General features: G+C 62.2%; 21 protein-coding genes. 9 read left to right on the forward strand and 12 right to left on the reverse strand.

The features are described from left to right. Positions 1–63: 63 nt before the first annotated feature. The gene (gene thiI, locus DM374_RS25220; protein WP_095155807.1) at positions 64–1,518 is read right to left on the reverse strand and encodes a tRNA uracil 4-sulfurtransferase ThiI; all 1,455 of its coding nucleotides are present in this window, start codon (positions 1,516–1,518) and stop codon (positions 64–66) included. Between the two features lie 329 nt (positions 1,519–1,847). Between thiI and glnA the strand changes: the two genes are divergently transcribed. The 4 genes from glnA to ntrC all read left to right on the forward strand — a co-directional run bounded on the left by glnA (position 1,848) and on the right by ntrC (position 7,196). Further along, positions 1,848–3,254 (forward strand): type I glutamate--ammonia ligase, encoded by a 1,407-nt coding sequence (gene glnA, locus DM374_RS25230; protein ID WP_095155806.1) that lies wholly within the window; start codon positions 1,848–1,850, stop codon positions 3,252–3,254. 247 nt (positions 3,255–3,501) lie between these two features. Then, complete coding sequence (aroQ, locus tag DM374_RS33825) at positions 3,502–4,416, forward strand: gamma subclass chorismate mutase AroQ (RefSeq protein WP_225422587.1); 915 nt, start codon at positions 3,502–3,504, stop codon at positions 4,414–4,416. A gap of 261 nt (positions 4,417–4,677) precedes the next feature. Then, entirely contained in the window at positions 4,678–5,763 is a 1,086-nt protein-coding gene (gene glnL, locus DM374_RS25240; RefSeq protein WP_110972316.1) for a nitrogen regulation protein NR(II), read from the forward strand. Further along, the gene (ntrC, locus tag DM374_RS25245; protein ID WP_110972317.1) at positions 5,760–7,196 is read left to right on the forward strand and encodes a nitrogen regulation protein NR(I); all 1,437 of its coding nucleotides are present in this window, start codon (positions 5,760–5,762) and stop codon (positions 7,194–7,196) included. Before glnL ends, ntrC begins: the two co-directional genes overlap by 4 nt. A 294-nt stretch (positions 7,197–7,490) precedes the next feature. On the opposite strand, the gene DM374_RS25250 is transcribed toward ntrC, so the two are convergent. Continuing rightward, entirely contained in the window at positions 7,491–7,931 is a 441-nt protein-coding gene (locus DM374_RS25250) for a hypothetical protein (protein WP_110972318.1), read from the reverse strand. Here DM374_RS25250 and trmL point away from each other — a divergent pair. Continuing rightward, positions 7,930–8,385: a tRNA (uridine(34)/cytosine(34)/5-carboxymethylaminomethyluridine(34)-2'-O)-methyltransferase TrmL gene (gene trmL, locus DM374_RS25255; RefSeq protein ID WP_095155802.1), complete on the forward strand. Its 456-nt coding sequence runs from the start codon at positions 7,930–7,932 to the stop codon at positions 8,383–8,385. The genes DM374_RS25250 and trmL overlap by 2 nt on opposite strands. A gap of 88 nt (positions 8,386–8,473) precedes the next feature. On the opposite strand, the gene secB is transcribed toward trmL, so the two are convergent. Genes secB through DM374_RS25270 form a run of 3 tightly spaced genes read right to left on the reverse strand, consistent with a single transcriptional unit; the run spans position 8,474 to position 9,675 of the window. Continuing rightward, positions 8,474–8,962: a protein-export chaperone SecB gene (secB, locus tag DM374_RS25260; protein WP_110972319.1), complete on the reverse strand. Its 489-nt coding sequence runs from the start codon at positions 8,960–8,962 to the stop codon at positions 8,474–8,476. A 40-nt stretch (positions 8,963–9,002) separates the two neighbouring features. After that, complete coding sequence (grxC, locus tag DM374_RS25265; protein WP_110972320.1) at positions 9,003–9,257, reverse strand: glutaredoxin 3; 255 nt, start codon at positions 9,255–9,257, stop codon at positions 9,003–9,005. 1 nt (position 9,258) lies between these two features. Then, complete coding sequence (locus tag DM374_RS25270) at positions 9,259–9,675, reverse strand: rhodanese-like domain-containing protein (protein ID WP_110972321.1); 417 nt, start codon at positions 9,673–9,675, stop codon at positions 9,259–9,261. A 205-nt stretch (positions 9,676–9,880) separates the two neighbouring features. On the opposite strand from DM374_RS25270, the gene gpmI reads away from it, so the two are divergent. The 4 genes from gpmI (at position 9,881) to DM374_RS25290 (ending at position 15,102) form a co-directional block, all read left to right on the forward strand. Beyond that, positions 9,881–11,416: a 2,3-bisphosphoglycerate-independent phosphoglycerate mutase gene (gene gpmI, locus DM374_RS25275; protein WP_110972322.1), complete on the forward strand. Its 1,536-nt coding sequence runs from the start codon at positions 9,881–9,883 to the stop codon at positions 11,414–11,416. 199 nt (positions 11,417–11,615) lie between these two features. Continuing rightward, on the forward strand, positions 11,616–12,914 hold the full coding sequence (locus DM374_RS25280) for a murein hydrolase activator EnvC family protein (protein ID WP_110972323.1): 1,299 nt from the start codon (positions 11,616–11,618) through the stop codon (positions 12,912–12,914). An 89-nt stretch (positions 12,915–13,003) separates the two neighbouring features. Then, complete coding sequence (locus DM374_RS25285; RefSeq protein WP_110972324.1) at positions 13,004–14,335, forward strand: S41 family peptidase; 1,332 nt, start codon at positions 13,004–13,006, stop codon at positions 14,333–14,335. Beyond that, positions 14,335–15,102, forward strand: a complete 768-nt coding sequence (locus DM374_RS25290; RefSeq protein WP_110972325.1) for a divergent polysaccharide deacetylase family protein — start codon at positions 14,335–14,337, stop codon at positions 15,100–15,102. Before DM374_RS25285 ends, DM374_RS25290 begins: the two co-directional genes overlap by 1 nt. Here the strand turns inward: DM374_RS25290 and DM374_RS25295 are convergent. The 7 genes from DM374_RS25295 to DM374_RS25325 all read right to left on the reverse strand — a co-directional run bounded on the left by DM374_RS25295 (position 15,093) and on the right by DM374_RS25325 (position 21,010). After that, positions 15,093–15,821 carry a substrate-binding periplasmic protein gene (locus DM374_RS25295; protein WP_110972326.1) on the reverse strand — a complete coding sequence of 243 codons (729 nt, stop codon included), beginning with the start codon at positions 15,819–15,821 and terminating at the stop codon, positions 15,093–15,095. The two genes, DM374_RS25290 and DM374_RS25295, sit on opposite strands and share 10 nt — an antisense overlap. A gap of 129 nt (positions 15,822–15,950) precedes the next feature. Continuing rightward, a complete protein-coding gene (hisF, locus tag DM374_RS25300) occupies positions 15,951–16,721 on the reverse strand; it encodes an imidazole glycerol phosphate synthase subunit HisF (RefSeq protein WP_110972327.1) in 771 nt (256 codons plus the stop codon). Between the two features lie 100 nt (positions 16,722–16,821). After that, positions 16,822–17,553 (reverse strand): 1-(5-phosphoribosyl)-5-[(5-phosphoribosylamino)methylideneamino]imidazole-4-carboxamide isomerase, encoded by a 732-nt coding sequence (hisA, locus tag DM374_RS25305; RefSeq protein WP_110972328.1) that lies wholly within the window; start codon positions 17,551–17,553, stop codon positions 16,822–16,824. Between the two features lie 114 nt (positions 17,554–17,667). Further along, positions 17,668–17,928: a DUF2164 domain-containing protein gene (locus tag DM374_RS25310; RefSeq protein ID WP_110972329.1), complete on the reverse strand. Its 261-nt coding sequence runs from the start codon at positions 17,926–17,928 to the stop codon at positions 17,668–17,670. Beyond that, positions 17,928–18,566: an imidazole glycerol phosphate synthase subunit HisH gene (gene hisH / locus DM374_RS25315; protein WP_110972330.1), complete on the reverse strand. Its 639-nt coding sequence runs from the start codon at positions 18,564–18,566 to the stop codon at positions 17,928–17,930. The genes DM374_RS25310 and hisH overlap by 1 nt, the downstream gene beginning before the upstream one ends. Continuing rightward, on the reverse strand, positions 18,566–19,159 hold the full coding sequence (hisB, locus tag DM374_RS25320; RefSeq protein ID WP_110972331.1) for an imidazoleglycerol-phosphate dehydratase HisB: 594 nt from the start codon (positions 19,157–19,159) through the stop codon (positions 18,566–18,568). The genes hisH and hisB overlap by 1 nt, the downstream gene beginning before the upstream one ends. Before the next feature lie 189 nt (positions 19,160–19,348). Beyond that, a complete protein-coding gene (locus DM374_RS25325; RefSeq protein WP_110972341.1) occupies positions 19,349–21,010 on the reverse strand; it encodes an OFA family MFS transporter in 1,662 nt (553 codons plus the stop codon). Positions 21,011–21,185 lie beyond the last annotated feature (175 nt).

Raw genomic sequence — 21,185 nt, forward strand, 5'->3', positions numbered from 1 at the left:
GCTCAGCGGACCCGTCGGTCGGGAGGGCGGTGGCGGATACTGCCGCCATACAGCCCGGGCGTCTTATGTCGGACGATAAACGCGCACATTGGCATGTCCCTCACTCAGCAAGTGGTGAGCGTGCAGCCGGCTCATCACACCCTTGTCGCAATACAGCAGGTACTGGCGCGTAGCATCCAGTTCCTTGAAGCGACTGTTGAGGGCATAGAACGGCAAGGCCTGGACCTCGATGCCGTCCAGTTCCAGGGGCTGGTCTTCCTGAGCGTCGGGGTGACGAATATCGATCACCACGTGCCCCGCCAGCGCCTGGCTGACTTCTTCGATCTGGATATCCTGGCCAAGTTCATCGATCACGTTGTCGATCGAGACCAGGCGAGCACGCTCAAGGGCGCGCTCCAGCACAGCCATGTCGAACTGCTTCTCTTCGTGGTCGACACGGTGACGCTTGGCACAGGTAGTCGGGTTCACCGAAATCACGCCGCAGTATTCGGGCATGTGCTTGGCGAATTCGGCGGTGCCGATTTCGTAGGCCTGGTCGATGATGTCTTGCTTGTGGCTGGCCAGTAGTGGGCGCAGTACCAGCTTCTCGGTGGCCGAGTCGATCACTGCGAGGTTCGGCAGGGTCTGGCTCGATACCTGGGAAATGGCCTCACCGGTCACCAGGGCATCGATCTGCAGGCGGTCGGCGATGTTGCTGGCGGCGCGCAGCATCATGCGCTTGAGGGTCACGCCCATATAACTGTTGTCGACCTTGCCGAGGATCTCGCCGACCACTTCCTCGAACGGCACGCTGACAAACAGCACGCGCTGGCTGCTGCCGTATTTCTTCCAGAGGTAGTGAGCAACTTCCATTACGCCCAGTTCGTGCGCGCGACCACCCAGGTTGAAGAAGCAGAAATGGGTCATCAGGCCGCGACGCATCATCTGGTAGGCGGCGACGGTGGAGTCGAAACCACCGGACATCAGCACCAGGGTCTGCTCCAGCGCGCCCAGCGGGTAACCGCCGATGCCTTTGTGCTGGTTGTGGATCACGTACAGGCGCTTGTCACGAATCTCGATGCGCACCTGGACTTCTGGGGTGCGCAGGTCGATGCCGGCGGCTCCGCACTGCTGGCGCAACTGGCTGCCAACATAACGGTCGACGTCCATCGAGGTGAAGTCGTGGTGGCCGCCACGCTTGCAGCGCACGGCGAAGCGCTTGCCGGCCAGCAGGTGGCCGAAGTGCGCCTTGCACTTGGCGACGATATCGTCGAAGTCGCCCAGCGGGTATTCATCAACCTGCAGGAAATGCGCAATACCCGGCGTGCAGCTCAGGCGCTCGGTCATCTCGCGCAGCACCTTCTCGTCTTCGATGCGGGTAACCACCTCGAGGTTGTCCCAGACACCGTCGACCGCGAGCGCAGGATCGAGGTCCTTGAGCACGGTGCGAATGTTGCGGGCCAATTGACGGATGAAACGCTTGCGAACCGGCCGGCTCTTAATGGTGATTTCTGGGAAGACTTTGACGATTAGTTTCATGAAAACAGCGCGCGAGTGGCCAGCCGAAAAAGGGGGGCGCGGATTATAGCGGAAATTGCTCAAGGTTTGACCAACTTTTGTACAGAAGGTTTTCCATGCACTGTTTTGGTTCGTCGAAACAAATTTGCGCATCTAAACAGTGCACAAAAAAGCCGGAAATCCGCCAGGAGCGCCTGAAACGCTTGAGATTGGGGCAAAAATTCCACTTCGGGGCACTGGCATGCAATTTGCTCCCTTGTGAGGCAGGTTGCCTTGGCCGAGTATTCGCGCCCGGCATCACCCAAATTAAAGGGCTGCACAGGCAAGCTCTACCCCACCCGGAGGACACTATGTCGAAGTCGGTTCAACTCATCAAAGATCATGACGTTAAATGGATTGATCTGCGCTTCACTGACACCAAAGGCACTCAGCACCACGTGACCATGCCAGCCCGTGATGCGCTGGATGACGACTTCTTCGAAGTCGGCAAGATGTTCGATGGTTCCTCCATCGCTGGCTGGAAAGGCATCGAAGCCTCCGACATGATCCTGATGCCGGTTGACGATACCGCCGTTCTGGACCCGTTCACCGAAGAGCCGACCCTGATCCTGGTCTGCGACATCATCGAACCTTCGAGCATGCAAGGCTACGACCGCGACCCACGTGCGATCGCCAAGCGCGCTGAAGAGCACCTGAAAAGCACCCTGATCGGTGACACCGTATTCGCCGGTCCAGAGCCAGAGTTCTTCATCTTCGACGAAGTGAAGTTCAAGTCCGACATCTCCGGCTCGATGTTCAAGATCTTCTCCGAGCAAGGTTCCTGGATGTCCGACCAGGACGTCGAAGGCGGCAACAAAGGCCACCGTCCAGGCGTCAAAGGCGGCTACTTCCCTGTTCCGCCGTTCGACCATGACCACGAAATCCGTACTGCCATGTGCAACGCACTGGAAGAAATGGGTCAGACCGTCGAAGTTCACCACCACGAAGTGGCGACTGCCGGCCAGAACGAAATCGGCGTCAAGTTCAACACCCTGGTGAAGAAAGCCGACGAAGTTCAAACCCTGAAGTACGTCGTGCACAACGTTGCCGATGCCTACGGCCGCACCGCGACCTTCATGCCGAAGCCTCTGTACGGCGACAACGGTTCGGGCATGCACGTTCACATGTCGATCTGGAAAGACGGCAAGAACACCTTCGCTGGCGAAGGCTATGCCGGCCTGTCCGACACCGCTCTGTACTTCATCGGCGGCATCATCAAGCACGGTAAGGCTCTGAACGGTTTCACCAACCCTTCGACCAACTCCTACAAGCGTCTGGTTCCAGGCTTCGAAGCTCCGGTAATGCTGGCCTACTCGGCACGTAACCGTTCCGCCTCGATCCGTATTCCTTACGTTTCCAGCCCGAAAGCCCGCCGTATCGAAGCGCGCTTCCCGGATCCGGCTGCCAACCCGTACCTGGCCTTCGCAGCACTGCTGATGGCCGGCCTGGACGGTATCCAGAACAAGATCCACCCTGGCGATGCCGCCGACAAGAACCTGTATGACCTGCCGCCTGAAGAGGCCAAGGAAATTCCACAGGTTTGTGGCAGCCTGAAAGAAGCCCTGGAAGAGCTGGACAAGGGCCGCGCGTTCCTGACCAAGGGCGGCGTGTTCTCCGACGACTTCATCGATGCCTACATCGCTCTGAAATCCGAAGAAGAAATCAAGGTTCGCACCTTCGTACACCCACTGGAATACGAGCTGTACTACAGCTGCTGATTCCAGCGTGACCACGGGCAGCATGAGAATGCTGCCCGTAGCGCTCACCTCAAAAAATGCCCCGGCTTGCCGGGGCATTTTTTTTGCTCCGTCCGGGGCGATACGCTTCGGGCCTGAGCGGGGCGTCAGTACAAATGAGTAACAACCTTCATCCAGAAAGCTCCATTTCATACACCAGAATAAGCCTGCTCTGATCCCCCCGCCGCAACACCTCACCCATGCTGTCTCGCCCTTGATCGAGGCCCGCATGATGCGTTTACCTGCGTTACTTTTGTTGCTCACCCCTCTCGTCGCCTGTGCAGCTCCAACCCCCCACGCCGGCATTGACTCCCGGGTACTGCTGCGTACCACGCAGGCCTGGGACGGCTCACCGTACACACGCTACCCCGACGGTCAGCCCGAACTGACCCTGCTGAAAATCCGCATTCCAGCACACACCACCCTCGACTGGCACCGCCACCCCATCCCCAATGCCGGCTACCTGATATCGGGCGAACTGCTGGTCGAAAAGCCAGGCGGCGGGCAATCATTACGCTTGAAAGCGGGTGATGCGCTGGCGGAAATCGTCGACGGCGTGCACCGCGGCAAGACCGGCAGTCAGCCCGCCGAACTGATGGTGTTCTACGCAGGCAGCGAGGGAATGCCGCTGAGTCAGGCCGCCGACTCGAGAGAACAGTTCCAGGAACCCGGAACCGAAGCGCTGGTATCGCTGCTCGACGGCATCGAACAACGCCTCGACCTCGCCGAAGCAGTCGCCCTGAACAAATGGGACAAAGGCCAACCGGTACAAGCCACTGCCCGCGAGCGCCAAGTGATCGTCAATGCGCGCACCAGAGCGGCGCAGTTCGGATTGAGCGAGCAACGGGCCGATGGTTTTTTCGATGACCAGATCGAAGCCAACAAGCTGCTTCAATACAGCGTACTGGCGCGCTGGCTCGCCGACGGTGGCGCTCCGCCCATACCGCGCATGCACCTCGCCACGCAGATACGCCCCCGCCTGGATGCCCTGCAAGACGAGTTACTGGAAAAACTTGCCGCTCTGGACCGCGAACGGCCCGTGCATTGCGCGCGAATGACGTCCAGGCTCATTGAGCAACGCAAACTCAGCCCGCAACGCAACCTTGCCTTGATTCGCGCCAGCGCCCATCTGTGTAACGCCTGACCGGGATTCCGCACATGCTCTATATTGGTGCATGCAATCGCATGCACCTGAGCATCTCACACCAATTTGGGTCATAAATTCTTCAAGCCTAGGCGTTTGTTGGCCTTTTTCGGGCAGATTCAGGTGATTCTCCGGGTATTCCGCTTCTTTTCGGAGCCTTGGTTTGCTTTTTGCATTTTCCTCGCATCAGCGGAATACCAGCGCCCGCACCCCTGGCTAGCACCAGGCCCGAAATGTGCCAAAAGAGGTCAAAGACGCCACATGACCATCAGCGATGCACTGCACCGATTACTACTGGACAACCTGACCACCGCCACCATCCTGCTCAACGCCGAACTGCGCCTTGAGTACATGAATCCGGCGGCGGAAATGCTCCTTGCCATCAGCGGCCAGCGCAGCCACGGCCAGTTCATCAGCGAACTGTTCACCGAATCGACCGAAGCACTGCACTCCCTGCGCCAGGCGGTAGAGCACGCGCATCCGTTCACCAAACGCGAAGCCATGCTCACCTCGCTGACCGGCCAGAGCCTGACCGTCGACTACGCCGTCACGCCGATCCTCAACGGTGGCCGTACCCTGCTGCTGCTCGAAGTGCATCCGCGCGACCGCTTGCTGCGCATCACCAAGGAAGAAGCGCAACTGTCCAAGCAGGAAACCACCAAGATGCTCGTGCGCGGCATGGCCCACGAGATCAAGAACCCCTTGGGCGGCATCCGCGGCGCGGCACAGTTGCTGGCCCGCGAGCTGCCCGACGAAGGACTGAAGGACTACACCAACGTCATCATCGAAGAAGCCGACCGCCTGCGGAACCTGGTGGACCGCATGCTCGGCTCGAACAAGCTGCCGATGCTCGCGCTGACCAACGTCCACGAAGTGCTTGAACGGGTCTGCAGCCTGGTCGAGGCCGAAACCCAGGGCGGCATCACCTTGGTGCGCGACTACGACCCGAGCCTGCCGGACGTCCTGATCGACCGCGAACAGATGATCCAGGCCGTGCTCAACATCGTGCGCAACGCCATGCAGGCCATCAGCGCGCAGAACGAACTGCGCCTGGGCCGCATCACCCTGCGCAGCCGCGCCATGCGCCAGTTCACCATCGGCCATATCCGCCATCGCCTGGTGGCCAAGATCGAAATCATCGACAACGGCCCCGGCATCCCCGCGGAACTCCAGGACACCCTCTTCTATCCCATGGTCAGCGGCCGCCCGGACGGCACCGGGCTGGGCCTGGCCATCACCCAGAACATCATCAGCCAGCACCAGGGCCTGATCGAATGTGACAGCCATCCGGGCCACACCACCTTCTCGATCTTCCTGCCACTGGAACAAGGAGCCGCTTCCTCATGAGCCGTAGTGAAACTGTCTGGATCGTCGATGACGACCGTTCCATCCGCTGGGTCCTGGAAAAAGCCTTGCAACAGGAAGGCATGACCACCCAAAGCTTCGACAGTGCCGATGGCGTCATGAGCCGCCTGGCCCGCCAGCAGCCGGATGTGATCATTTCCGATATCCGCATGCCGGGTGCCAGCGGCCTCGACCTGCTGGCACAGATTCGCGAGCAACACCCGCGGCTCCCGGTGATCATCATGACCGCGCACTCCGACCTGGACAGCGCGGTTGCTTCGTATCAGGGCGGTGCCTTCGAGTACCTGCCCAAGCCGTTCGACGTCGACGAAGCCGTCTCGCTGGTCAAGCGCGCGAACCAGCATGCCCAGGAGCAACAGGGCGGCGACGTGGCACCGACCTTGACCCGCACCCCGGAAATCATCGGCGAAGCGCCGGCGATGCAGGAGGTGTTCCGCGCTATCGGGCGCCTGAGCCATTCCAACATCACCGTGTTGATCAACGGCGAGTCCGGGACCGGCAAAGAGCTGGTAGCCCACGCCCTGCACCGTCACAGCCCGCGCGCGGCAGCGCCATTCATTGCCCTGAACATGGCGGCGATTCCGAAAGACCTGATGGAGTCGGAGCTGTTCGGCCATGAAAAAGGCGCCTTCACCGGCGCCGCCAACCTGCGCCGCGGTCGCTTCGAACAAGCCGACGGCGGCACCCTGTTTCTCGACGAAATCGGTGACATGCCCGCCGACACCCAGACCCGCCTGCTGCGGGTGCTGGCTGATGGCGAGTTCTACAGGGTCGGCGGTCACGTGCCGGTCAAGGTCGATGTGCGCATCATCGCCGCGACCCACCAGAACCTGGAAACCCTGGTCCAGGCCGGCAAGTTCCGCGAAGACTTGTTCCACCGCCTGAACGTGATCCGCATCCATATCCCGCGCCTGGCCGACCGTCGCGAAGACATCCCGACCCTGGCCCGCCACTTCCTGGGCCGCGCGGCTCAGGAGCTGTCAGTCGAGCCCAAACTGCTCAAGGCCGAGACCGAGGAATTCATCCGCAACCTGCCGTGGCCCGGCAACGTGCGGCAACTGGAGAACACCTGCCGCTGGATCACCGTCATGGCCTCCGGCCGTGAAGTGCACATCGGTGACCTGCCACCGGAACTGCTGAGCCTGCCGCAGGACGCGGTGCCGGTGACCAACTGGGAACAGGCGCTGCGCCAATGGGCCGACCAGGCGTTGTCCCGTGGCCAGTCGAGCCTGCTCGACAGCGCCGTGCCGAGCTTCGAGCGGATCATGATCGAGACGGCCCTCAAGCACACCGCGGGTCGCCGTCGCGATGCCGCCTTGCTGCTGGGCTGGGGTCGCAACACCCTGACCCGGAAGATCAAGGAGCTGGGCATGAAGGTCGATGGCGCGGATGACGGGGACGACGAAGAATCCTGATTCGCCGCTGAACATGACGCGGGGCAGGCACCTCCCACAGAGTTTCTGTGACGAGGGCCTGCCCCGCAGTCGTTTCAGCCGGGTGAAGGCACGAATGCCCCATTGATGAACCGAAATAGCCTGCGACGCACCGCCTCAAGGCAAAAAACCCCGCGAATCACCCGCCACACCCATGAAAATGTTCTGAAACCCTTGCGATCAAAGGGTTTCGAGAAGTTGGCACGGTGCCTGCATTAATACAGACATCTCCAGTTTTGGGGACCTTGGTACAGGCAGGCCGGGGATTCCCCTCTTTTATTCGTGCAGTCTCACCTGCACTCGCCAGCGGTCCTCCACTGACTCACCCGCCCAGCGGGCCTGCAGTGGACGGGCCGCCACCAGACTCAACAGCAGCCCCTGATCACTCTTGCGTATCCGCCAGCTCACCGGCTTACCGTCGTAGGTCAACTGGCCCTTCTGGCTCTTCCCTTCCGCTTCGAACAACACCGCTACCGTGCCCTCGACTATCTCGCCGTGCAGCTTGGGTTCTTCGTTGAACCACAGGTCCAGCCCGCCGGCGACGATCTCCACGCGCTCCAGCACCCGTGGTTCGGGCGCGGTCAGGCGACCGATCATCAGGCCCACCAGCATTCCGAACAGCGCCAGGGAAAACAGCACCCGCGGCCAGGATTTCGAACGCGGGTCCGGTTCGTCAGGAGTAGAATGCGCGTCATCTTTAAACTCGGAGCCGTGCATGTTTCACGTGATCCTTTTTCAACCAGAAATTCCGCCGAATACCGGCAACATTATCAGGCTCTGCGCCAACAGCGGCTGCGACCTGCACCTGATCGAGCCACTGGGCTTCGAACTGGACGACAAGCGGTTACGGCGCGCCGGCCTGGATTACCACGAATACGCCACCCTCAAGCGCCACAGCGACCTGGCGTCGTGCCTGGAAAGCCTTGGCCAGCCGCGTGTGTTTGCGTTCACCACCAAGGGTTCGCAGCCGTTTCATGAAGTCGCCTTCGAGCCGGGCGATGCGTTCCTGTTCGGGCCGGAGAGCCGCGGTCTGCCGGCGGAGGTGCTGGATGCGCTGGAAAGCGGCCAGCGCCTGCGGCTGCCGATGCGACCGGGGTGCCGGAGCTTGAATCTGTCCAATACGGTCGCCGTGGCTGTTTACGAGGCCTGGCGGCAGCAAGGTTTCGTCTGATCGCGACGGTTCGGCGCGAAGCCCCGCCCTGGCCTCAAAACAAAAAAGCGCCTTCAGAGGCGCTTTTTCATTCCAGCAAGACCATCGCTTATTGCAGCGAAGGCGCCTCGCCAGCTTCCTGCATGCGCTGCATTTCTTGCGCGTACAGGGCGTCGAAGTTCACCGGGGACAGCATCAGCGCCGGGAACGAACCACGGGTCACCAGGCTGTCCAGCGCTTCGCGAGCGTACGGGAACAGGATGTTCGGGCAGAACGCGCCGAGGGTGTGGCTCAAGGACGCACCGTCGAGGTTCTTGATCAGGAAGATACCGGCCTGCTGCACTTCAGCGATGAAGGCAACTTCGTCGCCGTTCTTCACGGTAACCGACAGGGTCAGCACGACTTCGTGGAAGTCGCCTTCCAGACCTTTCTGCTTGGTGTTCAGGTCCAGGGCAACGCTCGGCTCCCACTGCTGACGGAAGATCGCCGGGCTTTTCGGCGCTTCGAACGACAGGTCACGCACGTAGATGCGCTGCAGGGAGAATTGTGGTGCGCTATCGTCGGCAGCCGAGGCGCCGTTGGTCTGTTGCTCAGTCATGGCAGATCCTTCTTTGCAGGGTCTTTAGAGGGTTTTGGATTCAAGCGTTGAGCAGGGCATCCAGCTTGCCGGCGCGCTCCAGCGCATAGAGGTCATCACAACCACCGACATGGGTGCCGCCGATCCAGATCTGCGGCACTGAGGTACGGCCGGCTTTCTGGGCCATTTGCGCGCGTACCTGAGGCTTGCCGTCGACCTTGATTTCTTCGAAGTCCACCCCTTTGCTCGCCAGCAAGTGCTTGGCGCGGCTGCAATAAGGGCAGTAATCGCTGGAGTAGACGGTGACCTGGGTCATGTCACTTCACCAGCGGCAGGTTGTCAGCTTTCCAGCCCGACACACCACCGGACAACTTGGCGGCGGTGAAGCCGGCCTTGAGCAGGTCGCGGCAGACGGCGCCGGCGTGCTGGCCCATGTTGTCGACCACGATCAGGGTCTTGTTCGCCTTGTGCTTTTCCAGCTCGCCGATGCGTGCGGCGAACTTGTCCTGCGGGATGTTCACGGCGCCGACGATGTGACCTGCGGAATATTCCTTGGTCGAACGGATGTCGATCACCAGGCCCTTGTCGCCATTGACCAGTGCGGTCAGTTCGCCATTGCTCAGGCTGCGGCCGCCCTTGCGTGCTTCGGTGACGATCAGCAAAACCAGCAGAACGGCGAAGATGGCAACCAGCAGATAGTGATTTGTTGCGAATTCAATCAGGTGAGCAACCATTGGGAGGGTGTTCCGGGCCGTTAAAAATGTCGGCCAGTATACACAGCAGCCATGGGCCGCCAAAGCCTGCTTGCCCCTGTTGTCGACAGCAATTCTCACCTTCCCGGTACTGTCCGTCGGGACGCCAATGCGCGGAATTCGTCAAGGCTGGCCAATTTGCCCTAAAATGCGGGTCTTTCTCATCTACAACCGTGAGTAGATTTTGATGACGAGCACGCCCAAGCCTTTGGTCCTGATCATCCTGGATGGTTTCGGTCACAGCGAAAGCCCCGAGTACAACGCCATCTTTGCCGCCAACACACCCGTCTACGATCGCCTGCGCGCCAACCAGCCGCATGGCTTGATCTCCGGCTCCGGCATGGATGTCGGGCTGCCCGACGGACAGATGGGCAACTCCGAAGTCGGCCACATGAACCTCGGCGCCGGCCGGGTCGTGTACCAGGACTTCACGCGGGTGACCAAGGCTATTCGCGATGGCGAGTTCTTCAGCAATGCCGTGCTCACCGGCGCAGTGGACAAGGCGGTCGGTGCCGGCAAGGCCGTGCACATCCTCGGCCTGCTTTCCGACGGCGGCGTCCACAGTCATCAGGATCATCTGGTCGCCATGGCCGAACTGGCCGCCCAGCGCGGTGCCGAGCGTATCTACCTGCATGCCTTCCTCGACGGCCGCGACACCCCGCCAAAAAGCGCGCAATCCTCCATCGAGCTGCTTGACGCCGCCTTCGCCAAGCAGGGCAAGGGCCGCATCGCCAGCCTGATCGGCCGCTACTTCGCCATGGACCGCGACAACCGCTGGGACCGTGTCAGCGCCGCTTACAACCTGATCGTCGACAGCGCCGCCGAGTACAGCGCCGACAGCGCCGTTGCCGGTCTGGAAGCGGCCTACGCCCGCGGCGAGAGCGACGAGTTCGTCAAAGCCACCCGCATCGGCGACGCCGTGAAGGTCGAAGACGGCGACGCCGTGATCTTCATGAACTTCCGCGCCGACCGCGCCCGCGAGCTTTCCCGCGCGTTCGTCGAAACCGAATTCAACGAATTCCCACGGGCCCGCCTGCCGAAAATGGCCGCCTACATCGGCCTGACCCAGTACTCGGCGAAAATCGCCGCGCCTGCCGCCTTCGCGCCGAGCAGCCTGGAAAACGTGCTGGGCGAATACCTGGCGAAGAACGGCAAGACCCAACTGCGCATCGCTGAAACCGAGAAATACGCACACGTCACCTTCTTCTTCTCCGGCGGTCGCGAAGAGCCGTTCGAAGGCGAAGAACGCATCCTGATCCCGTCGCCGAAGGTCGCTACCTATGACCTGCAGCCGGAAATGAGCGCGCCGGAAGTCACCGACCGCATCGTCGAGGCCATCGAGCAGCAGCGCTATGACGTGATCGTGGTCAACTACGCCAACGGCGACATGGTCGGCCACACCGGCGTTTTCGACGCCGCAGTCAAGGCCGTCGAAGCACTGGACGGCTGCGTCGGTCGCATTGTCGAGGCGCTGGACAAGGTCGGTGGCGAAGCCCTGATCACCGCCGACCACGGCAACGTCGAGCAGATGGAAGACGAGTGCACCGGCCAGGCGCACACCGCCCACACCACCGAGCCGGTGCCGTTCATCTATTACGGCAAGCGTGACTTGAAGGTCCGCGAAGGCGGCGTGCTGGCGGACGTGGCGCCGACCATGCTGACGCTGATGGGGCTGGAAATTCCGAAGGAAATGACCGGCACCACGATTCTCGTCAAAGCCTGAACCTGAGGGCCTGCTTCGCAGGCCTTCGCGAGCAAGCTCGCTCCCACAGGGCCTCGTGGGAGCGAGCTTGCTGACGAAGCAGCCCCAAGATCACCGGAATTCCAGACCAACGCCCCAAAGCAGTTGCTTCGGGGCGTTTTTTTTGGCGTCAACGGCGGGCATACTAGGCCAGTCTCCATCCCCTGGTTATCGCCATTCCATGCTTCGCGCCCTGATCCTTATCGCCTTGACCTGCCTGCTCGGCCCGGCCTTCGCCGACGAGCGCGCGCAAACCCAGCAGCAACTGGACGCCACGCGCCAGGACATCACCGAGCTGAAGAAAAAGCTCGGGCAACTGCAGGAGGAGAAATCCGGCGTGCAGAAAGACCTGCGCGGCACCGAAACCGACATCGGCAAGCTGGAGAAGCAGGTGGAGGACCTGCAAAAAGAACTAAAAAAGACCGAGGGCGAACTGGAGCGCCTCGACACTGAAAAGAAAAACCTCCAGTCCGCCCGCACTGAACAACAACGCCTGATCGCTATTCAGGCCCGCTCCGCCTACCAGAACAACGGCCGCGAGGAATACCTGAAGCTGCTGCTCAACCAGCAGAATCCGGAAAAATTCGCCCGCACCCTGACCTATTACGACTACCTGAGCCAGGCCCGCCTGGCGCAATTGCGTGCCTTCAACGAAACCCTGCGCCAACTGGCCAATGTCGAGAAGGACATCGCCCACCAGCAGGCGCAGTTGCTGGTCCAGCAAGGCACCCTCGATGCCCAGCGCCAGGATCTGGAAAAGACCCGCGCCGAACGCCAGGAAATCCTCGCCAGGCTCAACGGCACCCTGAAAGACAACGACCAGAAGCTCGCCGCCCGCCAGCAAGACCAGGCCGAGCTGGGCCGCGTGCTCAAGACCATCGAAGAAACCCTCGCCCGCCAGGCCCGCGAAGCCGAGGAAGCCCGCCAGCGCGCGCTGCTGGCCGCCCAGGAAGCCGAGAAGAAGCGCCAGCAGGAGGCCGCCCTGGCCGCCAGCGACAGCAAGGATGACACCCCGAAAAAACCGAAAAGCACGCCTGGCCCGCTGGTTTCCAGCGACGGCGCGGTGTACGGCGGGGCTTTTTCTGCGGCACAGGGCAAACTTCCCTGGCCGGTCAATGGTCGACTGTTGGCGCGTTTCGGCGAAACCCGGGGCGATGATGCCCGGGCCAAGTGGGACGGCGTGATGATCAGTGCATCGGCCGGTAGCCAGGTTCATGCAGTGCACGGCGGGCGCGTGGTGTTCGCCGACTGGTTGCGCGGGGCCGGACTTCTGGTCATTCTCGACCACGGTAACGGTTACCTCAGTCTGTACGGTCACAACCAGACCTTGCTCAAGGATGCCGGCGACATCGTCAAGGCCGGCGAGGCGATCTCCACCGTTGGCAACAGCGGTGGCCAGAGCACCCCGGCGTTGTACTTCGCCATCCGCCAGCAGGGTCGGCCGACCGACCCGACGCAATGGTGTCGTGGCCAGGGATAGGTCTCGCCTCTCTATTTCACGCGCTGGCCGCCTGGCGGCTGACGCGATGCTCCATACGGGGCACACACAGGATCAGGAGTTCGTTCGACATGCTGCATTCGCCTCGCCTTACCTCGCTGGCCCTGGCCGTTGCCCTGATCAGTGGCGCGTCCCTGGCCTTCGCGGCCGAGCCCGCCAAGCCGGCGGCGGTCGCACCGACGACGGTCACCGCCAAGGCTCCGCTGCCACTGGACGAGCTGCGCACCTTCGCCGAGGTCCTGGACCGCATCAAGGCGGCCTATGTCGAACCGGTGGATGACAAGACCCTGCTGGAAAATGCCATCAAGGGCATGCTCAGCAACCTTGATCCGCACTCCGCCTACCTCGGCCCGGAAGACTTCCAGGAACTGCAGGAAAGCACCAGCGGCGAATTCGGCGGCCTCGGCATCGAAGTCGGCATGGAAGACGGCTTCGTCAAGGTGGTCTCGCCCATCGACGACACCCCGGCCTCCCGCGCCGGTATCGAAGCCGGCGACCTGATCGTCAAGATCAACGGCCAGCCGACCCGCGGCCAGACCATGACCGAAGCCGTCGACAAGATGCGCGGTAAGATCGGCGAGAAGATCACCCTGACCCTGGTCCGCGACGGCGGCACGCCATTCGACGTGACCATTGCCCGCGCGGTCATCCAGGTCAAGAGCGTCAAGAGCCAGCTGCTCGAAGACGGCTACGGCTACATCCGCATCACCCAGTTCCAGGTCAAGAGCGGCGAGGAAGTCGGCAAGGCCCTGGCCAAGCTGCGCAAGGACAACGGCAAGAAGCTCAGCGGCGTGGTCCTCGACCTGCGCAACAACCCGGGCGGAGTCCTGCAATCGGCGGTCGAAGTGGCCGACCACTTCCTGACCAAGGGCCTGATCGTCTACACCAAGGGCCGCATCGCCAACTCCGAGCTGCGCTTCTCCGCCGACCCGGCCGACGCCAGCGAAGGCGTGCCGCTGGTGGTGCTGATCAACGGCGGCAGCGCCTCGGCTTCGGAGATTGTCGCCGGCGCCCTGCAAGACCAGAAACGCGGCGTGCTGATGGGCACCGACAGCTTCGGCAAGGGCTCTGTGCAAACCGTGCTGCCGCTGAACAACGACCGCGCGCTGAAGATCACCACCGCGCTGTACTACACGCCCAACGGCCGCTCGATCCAGGCCCAGGGCATTGTCCCGGACATCGAAGTGCGCCAGGCGAAGATCACCAGCGAGCAGGACACCGAAAACTTCAAGGAAGCCGACCTGCAGGGCCACCTCGGCAACGGCAACGGCGGCGCCGACCGGCCTTCGACCAGCAAGGCCACCGGCAAGACGGGCAAGAAGGCACGTCCGCAGGACGATGACTACCAGCTCAGCCAGGCCCTCAGCCTGCTCAAGGGCCTGAGCATCACCCGCGACAAGTGATGCGCACGCTCCTCTTCACCCTGCTCTGCCTGCTGACCGGCGCCGCCCTTGCGGCGCCGGTCCAGCCGCAGCGGGCATACCTGAGCGTCATCATCGATGACCTTGGCCAGAGCCCCGACCGCGACGCCCGCACCCTCGCCCTCCCCGGCCCCGTCACCATGGCGATCATGCCGGACACACCCCACGCCACCGACTTCGCCCGCCAGGCCCACCACGCCGGACGCACGGTGATTCTGCACATGCCCATGGACCCGGCGACCGGCCCTTACGCCTGGCATCCGGGCACGCCCATGCCAGAACTGGAAAAACGCCTGAACGCCGCCCTGCTGCGGGTGCCTTACGCCGCGGGTCTCAACAACCACATGGGCAGCCGCATGACCGCGCAACCTGAAGCCATGGCCTGGTTGATGGGCGAGTTGCAACGCCGCGATCTGTTCTTCGTCGACAGCCGCACCAGCGCCGCCACCGTGGCGGCGGCCAAGGCGCAGACGCAGGGGTTGGCCAGCGTGTCGCGGGATGTGTTCCTGGATGATGTACGCACCACCGAAGCCATCACCGGGCAGTTACGCCTGGCGGTGGAACTGGCACGCCGGCAGGGCACCGCCGTGGTAATCGGCCACCCTTATCCACAGACGCTTGAGGTGCTGGAGCGTGAGTTGCCGCGGCTCAAGGCCCAGGGTGTGGAGCTGATCGAGCTGCGCCAGATGATCGCCCTGCGCAGCAACCGCGCCATGCCGGCGCACGGCAAGGGCGGGGTTTACAGGTAGCGGGCGAAGGTGGCCTCGACGAAGCCTTCTTCGCGCATCTGCTCCAGGCTGTCCTGAAGTTTTTTCACCACCTCATCCGGCACCTGCTTGTTCAGCGCCAGGTACAACTGGGTGCCGTTGAAGCGCAGCACCGTCTTGAATGCGGTCATACCGATCTGCCGGGCGAGGTAGCGGCCAGCAGGGTCGCCGGTGGCCCAGAGATCGATTTCGCCGCTGGAAAGCTTACGGGCGTTGTCCTGATCGCGCAGGACCAGCACCGGCTTCAGGCCGCTCCTGGCCAGGCTTTCGGCAATGGCATCGCCCTTGTAGGCGCCGATGCGCAAGCCTTTGGCCTGTTGCAGGTTATCCAGCTGGATCTTGCTGCCCTGGCTCGCCAATAGCACCCAGTCATCCGGGCCCAACGGGCCGACCCACTTGAACAGGTTCTCGCGGTCCGGCTGGCGGGCCATGACGAAAACGCCGTGGTTCGGGATGTCCCTGGCCTGCTGATACACCCGCGTCCAGGGGAAGCGCAGGGTCATGCTGTAGGGGACTTCGGCGCGACGGAACATCTCCCGCACCAGATCGGCAGCAATGCCCTGGATTTCCGGCTCGCGCGCGAAGCTCTTGCCGTCGGTGGACATGTTGTAAGGCGGGAAGTTTTCGGTGAGCAGGACCAGGGGTTCGGTGGCCTGGGCTGGGGTTGCGAGGGAGAGGAGGAACAGGAGTCGAGTGAGCATTCGAGAGGCCTGGAGATTTGGGGGCTGCTGAGGGCCTCATCGCTGGCAAGCCAGCTCCCACAATGTCCGGTACATGCCGATCCTGTGGGAGCTGGCTTGCCAGCGATAAAGCCTCAACGCGGTCCTGAATCAGCGAACAACAATCCCGCGCTGCGCCATGTAAGCCTTGGCCTCTGGCACGGTGTACTCGCCGAAGTGGAAGATGCTCGCCGCCAGCACCGCGCTGGCATGACCTTCAAGGATGCCGTCGGCCAGGTGCCGCAGGTTGCCCACGCCACCGGATGCGATCACCGGGATACCCAGCGCGTCGCTGATGGCCCGGGTGACGCCGAGGTCGAAGCCGCTCTTCATGCCGTCCTGGTCCATGCTGGTGAGCAAAATTTCACCAGCGCCCAGGCCTTCCATCTTCTTCGCCCATTCCACCGCGTCCAGCCCGGTAGGCTTGCGGCCGCCGTGAGTGAAGATCTCCCAGCGCGGCGCTTCGCCCGGCCCGGAAACCTTCTTGGCGTCGATCGCCACGACGATGCACTGCGAACCGAAATGCGCTGCCGCTTCGCCAACGAACTCCGGGTTGAACACCGCCGCAGTGTTGATCGACACCTTGTCGGCGCCGGCGTTGAGCAGGTTACGGATGTCCTGCACGGTGCGCACGCCACCGCCCACGGTCAGCGGGATGAACACCTGGCTGGCCATGCGCTCGACGGTATGCAGCGTGGTGTCACGGCCATCGACGCTGGCGGTGATGTCGAGGAAGGTGATTTCGTCGGCACCCTGCTCGTCGTAGCGACGGGCGATTTCCACCGGGTCGCCAGCGTCACGGATGTTCTCGAACTTGACGCCCTTCACGACCCGGCCGTTGTCCACGTCCAGGCAAGGGATGATGCGTTTGGCCAGGGCCATAAAGAATCCTCAGCTGCAAGCTTCAAGCTTCAAGCCACAAGAGAAAGCAGATCGCAGTCGCGCTTTTACTTGCAGCTTACGGCTTGGAGCTTGGGGCTAATCAGTAGGTGTCGCAGAAGGCTTGCGCCTCGGCGACATCCAGGGTGCCTTCGTAGATCGCCCGGCCCGTGATGGCACCGATGATTCCCGGAGCCTTGGCGTCGAGCAGGGCTTTGATGTCGCCCAGGTTGTGGATGCCGCCGGAAGCGATCACCGGGATCTTCGTGGCTTCGGCCAGGGCCTTGGTGAAGGGCACATTGCAGCCCTGCATCATCCCGTCCTTGGCGATATCGGTGTAGACGATCGCGGAGACGCCGTCGGCTTCGAAACGCTTGGCCAGGTCAATGACCTGCACCGAGCTGACTTCGGCCCAGCCGTCGGTGGCGACGAAGCCGTCTTTCGCGTCCAGGCCGACGATGACCTTGCCCGGGAAGGCACGGCAGGCTTCGGCAACGAACTCAGGCTGCTTGACCGCCTTGGTGCCGATGATCACGTAGCTGACGCCGGCCTTGACGTAGTGCTCGATGGTTTCCAGCGAACGGATACCGCCGCCGATCTGGATCGGCAGGTTCGGGTAGCGCTTGGCAATGGCGGTAACCACTTCGCCGTTGACCGGCTGGCCTTCGAAGGCACCGTTCAGATCGACCAGATGCAGACGGCGGCAGCCACCTTCAACCCATTTGGCGGCCATGCTCACCGGGTCGTCGGAGAAAACGGTGGAATCTTCCATGCGGCCTTGGCGCAGACGTACGCAAGCACCGTCCTTGAGATCGATAGCGGGGATAATCAGCATTCTCTTTCCTTCGTCAATTCAAGCGGCAAGCTGCAAGCGACAAGCTGCGAGCAATGCGCGTCGTTTATTCGGTAGGCGATCCAGCGTTGGCTTGCAGCTTGAAACTTGCAGCTTTCAGCTTTTTTCCAACGACCACAGGTCGCTTTCGATGCTCTCGAAGCGCTCTTTGAGATGCGCCTGAACATCGAAAATCGCCCTGTTGTAGTAATGCGGCGCAATTTCCTTGCTGAACAGCTCCAGCACCTCGGCCACCTCGAACGACCCCAATTGCAATTCGAAGCGGTCTTCGAGAAAACGCTTGAGGGTGCTCAGCGCCTCACGCTCCTGCTCGGGGGTGAGGGTGATCGTGGGTGCCTTGTTACTGGAGCGGCTCATTACCAGCGCCCATCCCAGCCAGCGAAGTTCTGCAGCAATTGCAGGCCATGGGTATGGCTCTTCTCCGGGTGGAACTGGGTGGCGAAGCGCGAGCCTTCAGCCAGTGCGGCAGCGAAATCGACACCGTAGTGACCGCGACCGACCACCTGGGATGGCTTGCCCGACTCGATGTAGTAGCTGTGCACGAAGTAGAAACGTGCCTCATCGGGAATGTCGTGCCAGAGCGGGTGGTCGACGCTTTGGCTGACCTGGTTCCAACCCATGTGCGGCACTTTCAGATGCTCGCCGTCTTCATGCAGGTCTTTGCCGAAGAAGCGCACTTTGCCGGGGAACAGGCCGATGCCATCGACACCGTCGTTCTCTTCGCTGTGCTCCAGCAGGGCCTGCATGCCGACGCAGATGCCGAGGAACGGACGGTCCTGGCTGACTTCACGGACCAGAGCATCGAAGCCCAGGCGACGGATCTCAGCCATGCAGTCGCGCATCGCGCCCACGCCGGGGAACACCACCCGGTCGGCTTCGCGAATCACTGCGGCATCGCTGGTGATCAGTACCTTACCGGCGCCCACGTGCTCCAGGGCCTTGGACACCGAGTGCAGGTTGCCCATGCCATAGTCGATTACGGCGACGGTCTGCATTACAGGCAACCTTTGGTGGAAGGCATTTGCCCGGCCATGCGGTCATCCAGCTCGACGGCCATGCGCAGCGCGCGGCCGAAAGCCTTGAACACGGTTTCGATCTGGTGGTGGGTGTTGTGCCCGCGCAGGTTGTCGATGTGCAGGGTGACGTTGGCGTGGTTGACGAAGCCCTGGAAGAACTCCTGGAACAGGTCCACATCGAAGTTGCCGACGCTCGCGCGGGTGTACGGCACGTGCATCTGCAGGCCTGGACGGCCGGAGAAATCGATGACCACTCGCGAAAGCGCTTCGTCCAGCGGGACATAGGCGTGACCGTAGCGACGGATGCCTTTCTTGTCACCGATGGCCTGGTTGAAGGCCTGGCCGAGAGTGATACCGACGTCCTCGACGGTATGGTGATCGTCGATATGCAGGTCACCCTTGCACTCGATGTCCAGGTCGATCAACCCGTGTCGGGCGATCTGATCCAGCATGTGCTCGAGAAAAGGCACGCCGATATCGAATCGGGCCTTGCCAGTGCCATCCAGGTTGATCGAGGCTTTGATCTGGGTTTCCAGAGTATCGCGCTCGACGGATGCCTTACGTTCGACCATCACCAGCTCCGCAAAATCATTAGGCGAAAAAGGCGGTCATTATAGGCCCAGAACGTCGCATCTTGAAACGAACATGACATGCGGTGGGTGTGTTCGGGGCCCGCGTTGCGAGCTATCGCGAGCAAGCTCGCTCCTACGGGAGACATTTCGTAGGAGCGAGCTTGCTCGCGATGGGCCCCAAAAACCCAATCAGTGGAACAGAACAGCCGTCTTCTGCAAGGTCGCCCACACACCCCACGCCAGCGGAATCCCCACCGCCAGCCACGCCGCGATCACCAGCGGCTTGCTGCCCGGCGAGGCATGCCATTCGAGGACGGTGCTGTTGTCAGCGCCCTTGTCATGGCCCAGCGCCTGCTCGGCAGCCAGTTGCGCGTCGGTCATGAAGTACTTGTCCGCCACCGGACGCACCAGCGCGTTGCAGAGGAAACCCAGCACCAGCAGGCCAGCGAGGATGTACAGGGTGATGTCGTAGGCCGCGGCCCGCTCCACCCCGATCTTCAACTGATACTCGCGCAGGTAGTTGACCAGCACCGGCCCCAGCACGCCCGCCGCCGCCCAGGCAGTCAGCAACCGGCCGTGGATCGCGCCGACCATTTGCGTGCCGAACAGGTCGGCCAGGTACGCCGGCACCGTGGCGAAACCACCACCGTACATCGACAGGATGATGCAGAACGCCGCCACGAACAGGGCGATGTTGCCCAGGTGGCCCATGTTCGGCACCAGCGAATACAGGGCGAAGCCCAGCGCGAAGAAGGCGAAATAGGTGTTCTTGCGACCGATGTAGTCGGAGAACGACGCCCAGAAGAAACGCCCGCCGATGTTGAACAGGCTGAGCAAGCCGGTGAAGCCGGCAGCGATCGCCGCAATCTGGCCCAGTTGGGTGGCGTCCAGTTCGCTGAAGGTCAGGTTGTTGCCCAGCAGCTTGCCGGCGAACACTTCCTGCAACAGCGGCGAAGCCATGCCGAGGATGCCGATACCGGCCGATACGTTCAGGCACAGCACCAGCCAGATCAGCGCAAATTGCGGAGTCTTCCACGCCACGCTGACGTGCACGTGGCGGTGAGTGATCATCGCGTTGCTGGCTTTCTTCGCCGGTGCGACCCAGCCTTCCGGTTTCCAGCCGGTAGGCGGCACGCGGTAAGACAAAGCGCCGCCGATCATGAAGATGAAGTAGATCACCGCCATCACCACGAAGCTCTGCCAGACGCCAACGCCTTCAGGGCTGGCGAAGTGGTTCATCAGGGCTGCAGCCAGCGGCGCGCCGACCATGGCGCCGCCGCCGAAGCCCATGATCGCCATGCCGGTGGCCATGCCGCGTTTATCCGGGAACCACTTGATCAGGGTCGAAACCGGCGAGATGTAGCCCAGCCCCAGGCCGATACCGCCGATCACCCCCGAGCCCAGCCACATCAGCCAGATCTGGTGGGTGTACACCCCGAACGCGGAAATCAGCAGGCCGCCGCACCAGCACAGCGCCGATACCACACCGGCCTTGCGCGGCCCGGCATGTTCCAGCCAGCCGCCCCAGATCGCCGCCGAGCAGCCGAGGAAAATGAAGAACAGGGTGTAGATCCAGCCGAGCATGGAGATCGGCCAGTCGCAGGTGGAAGACACCATCTGCGCAAAGAAGCTCATATCCGGCGCGCAGGCTACCGGGGTGCTGATGCCGATCGCCTTGGACAGCGGCAGCCAGAACACCGAGAAGCCGTAGGCCATGCCGATGCAGAGGTGGATCGCCAGGGCGGCCGGTGGAACCAGCCAGCGATTGAAGCCAGGTCGAGCGACGATGCGCTCCTTGGAAAGGAAGCCGGGCGTACCGCCCACGGCCCCCGCGGTGATGCTGCTCATTATTATTGCCCTCGTAGATAGGTGTGGCTCGCGGGCCGAACCGGATACCCCTCGACTTTGGCGCACGCAGGCAACGAGTCGTGTTTTGAGGGCAGCCGACCTCGTCGCGACAATCCGTCGCAGCAAGACCCGGGAACAGCAAAAGAGTAGCATTTAGCTGGCTAACAATTATCAAACT

The organism is Pseudomonas huaxiensis (assembly GCF_003231275.1).
GTDB classification, from domain to species: Bacteria; Pseudomonadota; Gammaproteobacteria; order Pseudomonadales; family Pseudomonadaceae; genus Aquipseudomonas; species Aquipseudomonas huaxiensis.

Coding starts and splice junctions, on each gene's coding strand:
- gpmI (WP_110972322.1), top strand. CDS start 9,881: ATGACGAGCACGCCCAAGCCTTTGGTCCTGATCATCCTGGATGGTTTC.
- DM374_RS25250 (WP_110972318.1), bottom strand. CDS start 7,931: ATGCACGGCTCCGAGTTTAAAGATGACGCGCATTCTACTCCTGACGAA.
- ntrC (WP_110972317.1), top strand. CDS start 5,760: ATGAGCCGTAGTGAAACTGTCTGGATCGTCGATGACGACCGTTCCATC.
- aroQ (WP_225422587.1), top strand. CDS start 3,502: ATGATGCGTTTACCTGCGTTACTTTTGTTGCTCACCCCTCTCGTCGCC.
- glnA (WP_095155806.1), top strand. CDS start 1,848: ATGTCGAAGTCGGTTCAACTCATCAAAGATCATGACGTTAAATGGATT.
- hisH (WP_110972330.1), bottom strand. CDS start 18,566: ATGCAGACCGTCGCCGTAATCGACTATGGCATGGGCAACCTGCACTCG.
- DM374_RS25295 (WP_110972326.1), bottom strand. CDS start 15,821: ATGCTCACTCGACTCCTGTTCCTCCTCTCCCTCGCAACCCCAGCCCAG.
- trmL (WP_095155802.1), top strand. CDS start 7,930: ATGTTTCACGTGATCCTTTTTCAACCAGAAATTCCGCCGAATACCGGC.
- secB (WP_110972319.1), bottom strand. CDS start 8,962: ATGACTGAGCAACAGACCAACGGCGCCTCGGCTGCCGACGATAGCGCA.
- glnL (WP_110972316.1), top strand. CDS start 4,678: ATGACCATCAGCGATGCACTGCACCGATTACTACTGGACAACCTGACC.
- DM374_RS25285 (WP_110972324.1), top strand. CDS start 13,004: ATGCTGCATTCGCCTCGCCTTACCTCGCTGGCCCTGGCCGTTGCCCTG.
- hisA (WP_110972328.1), bottom strand. CDS start 17,553: ATGCTGATTATCCCCGCTATCGATCTCAAGGACGGTGCTTGCGTACGT.
- hisF (WP_110972327.1), bottom strand. CDS start 16,721: ATGGCCCTGGCCAAACGCATCATCCCTTGCCTGGACGTGGACAACGGC.
- hisB (WP_110972331.1), bottom strand. CDS start 19,159: ATGGTCGAACGTAAGGCATCCGTCGAGCGCGATACTCTGGAAACCCAG.
- DM374_RS25270 (WP_110972321.1), bottom strand. CDS start 9,675: ATGGTTGCTCACCTGATTGAATTCGCAACAAATCACTATCTGCTGGTT.
- thiI (WP_095155807.1), bottom strand. CDS start 1,518: ATGAAACTAATCGTCAAAGTCTTCCCAGAAATCACCATTAAGAGCCGG.
- grxC (WP_110972320.1), bottom strand. CDS start 9,257: ATGACCCAGGTCACCGTCTACTCCAGCGATTACTGCCCTTATTGCAGC.
- DM374_RS25290 (WP_110972325.1), top strand. CDS start 14,335: ATGCGCACGCTCCTCTTCACCCTGCTCTGCCTGCTGACCGGCGCCGCC.
- DM374_RS25280 (WP_110972323.1), top strand. CDS start 11,616: ATGCTTCGCGCCCTGATCCTTATCGCCTTGACCTGCCTGCTCGGCCCG.
- DM374_RS25310 (WP_110972329.1), bottom strand. CDS start 17,928: ATGAGCCGCTCCAGTAACAAGGCACCCACGATCACCCTCACCCCCGAG.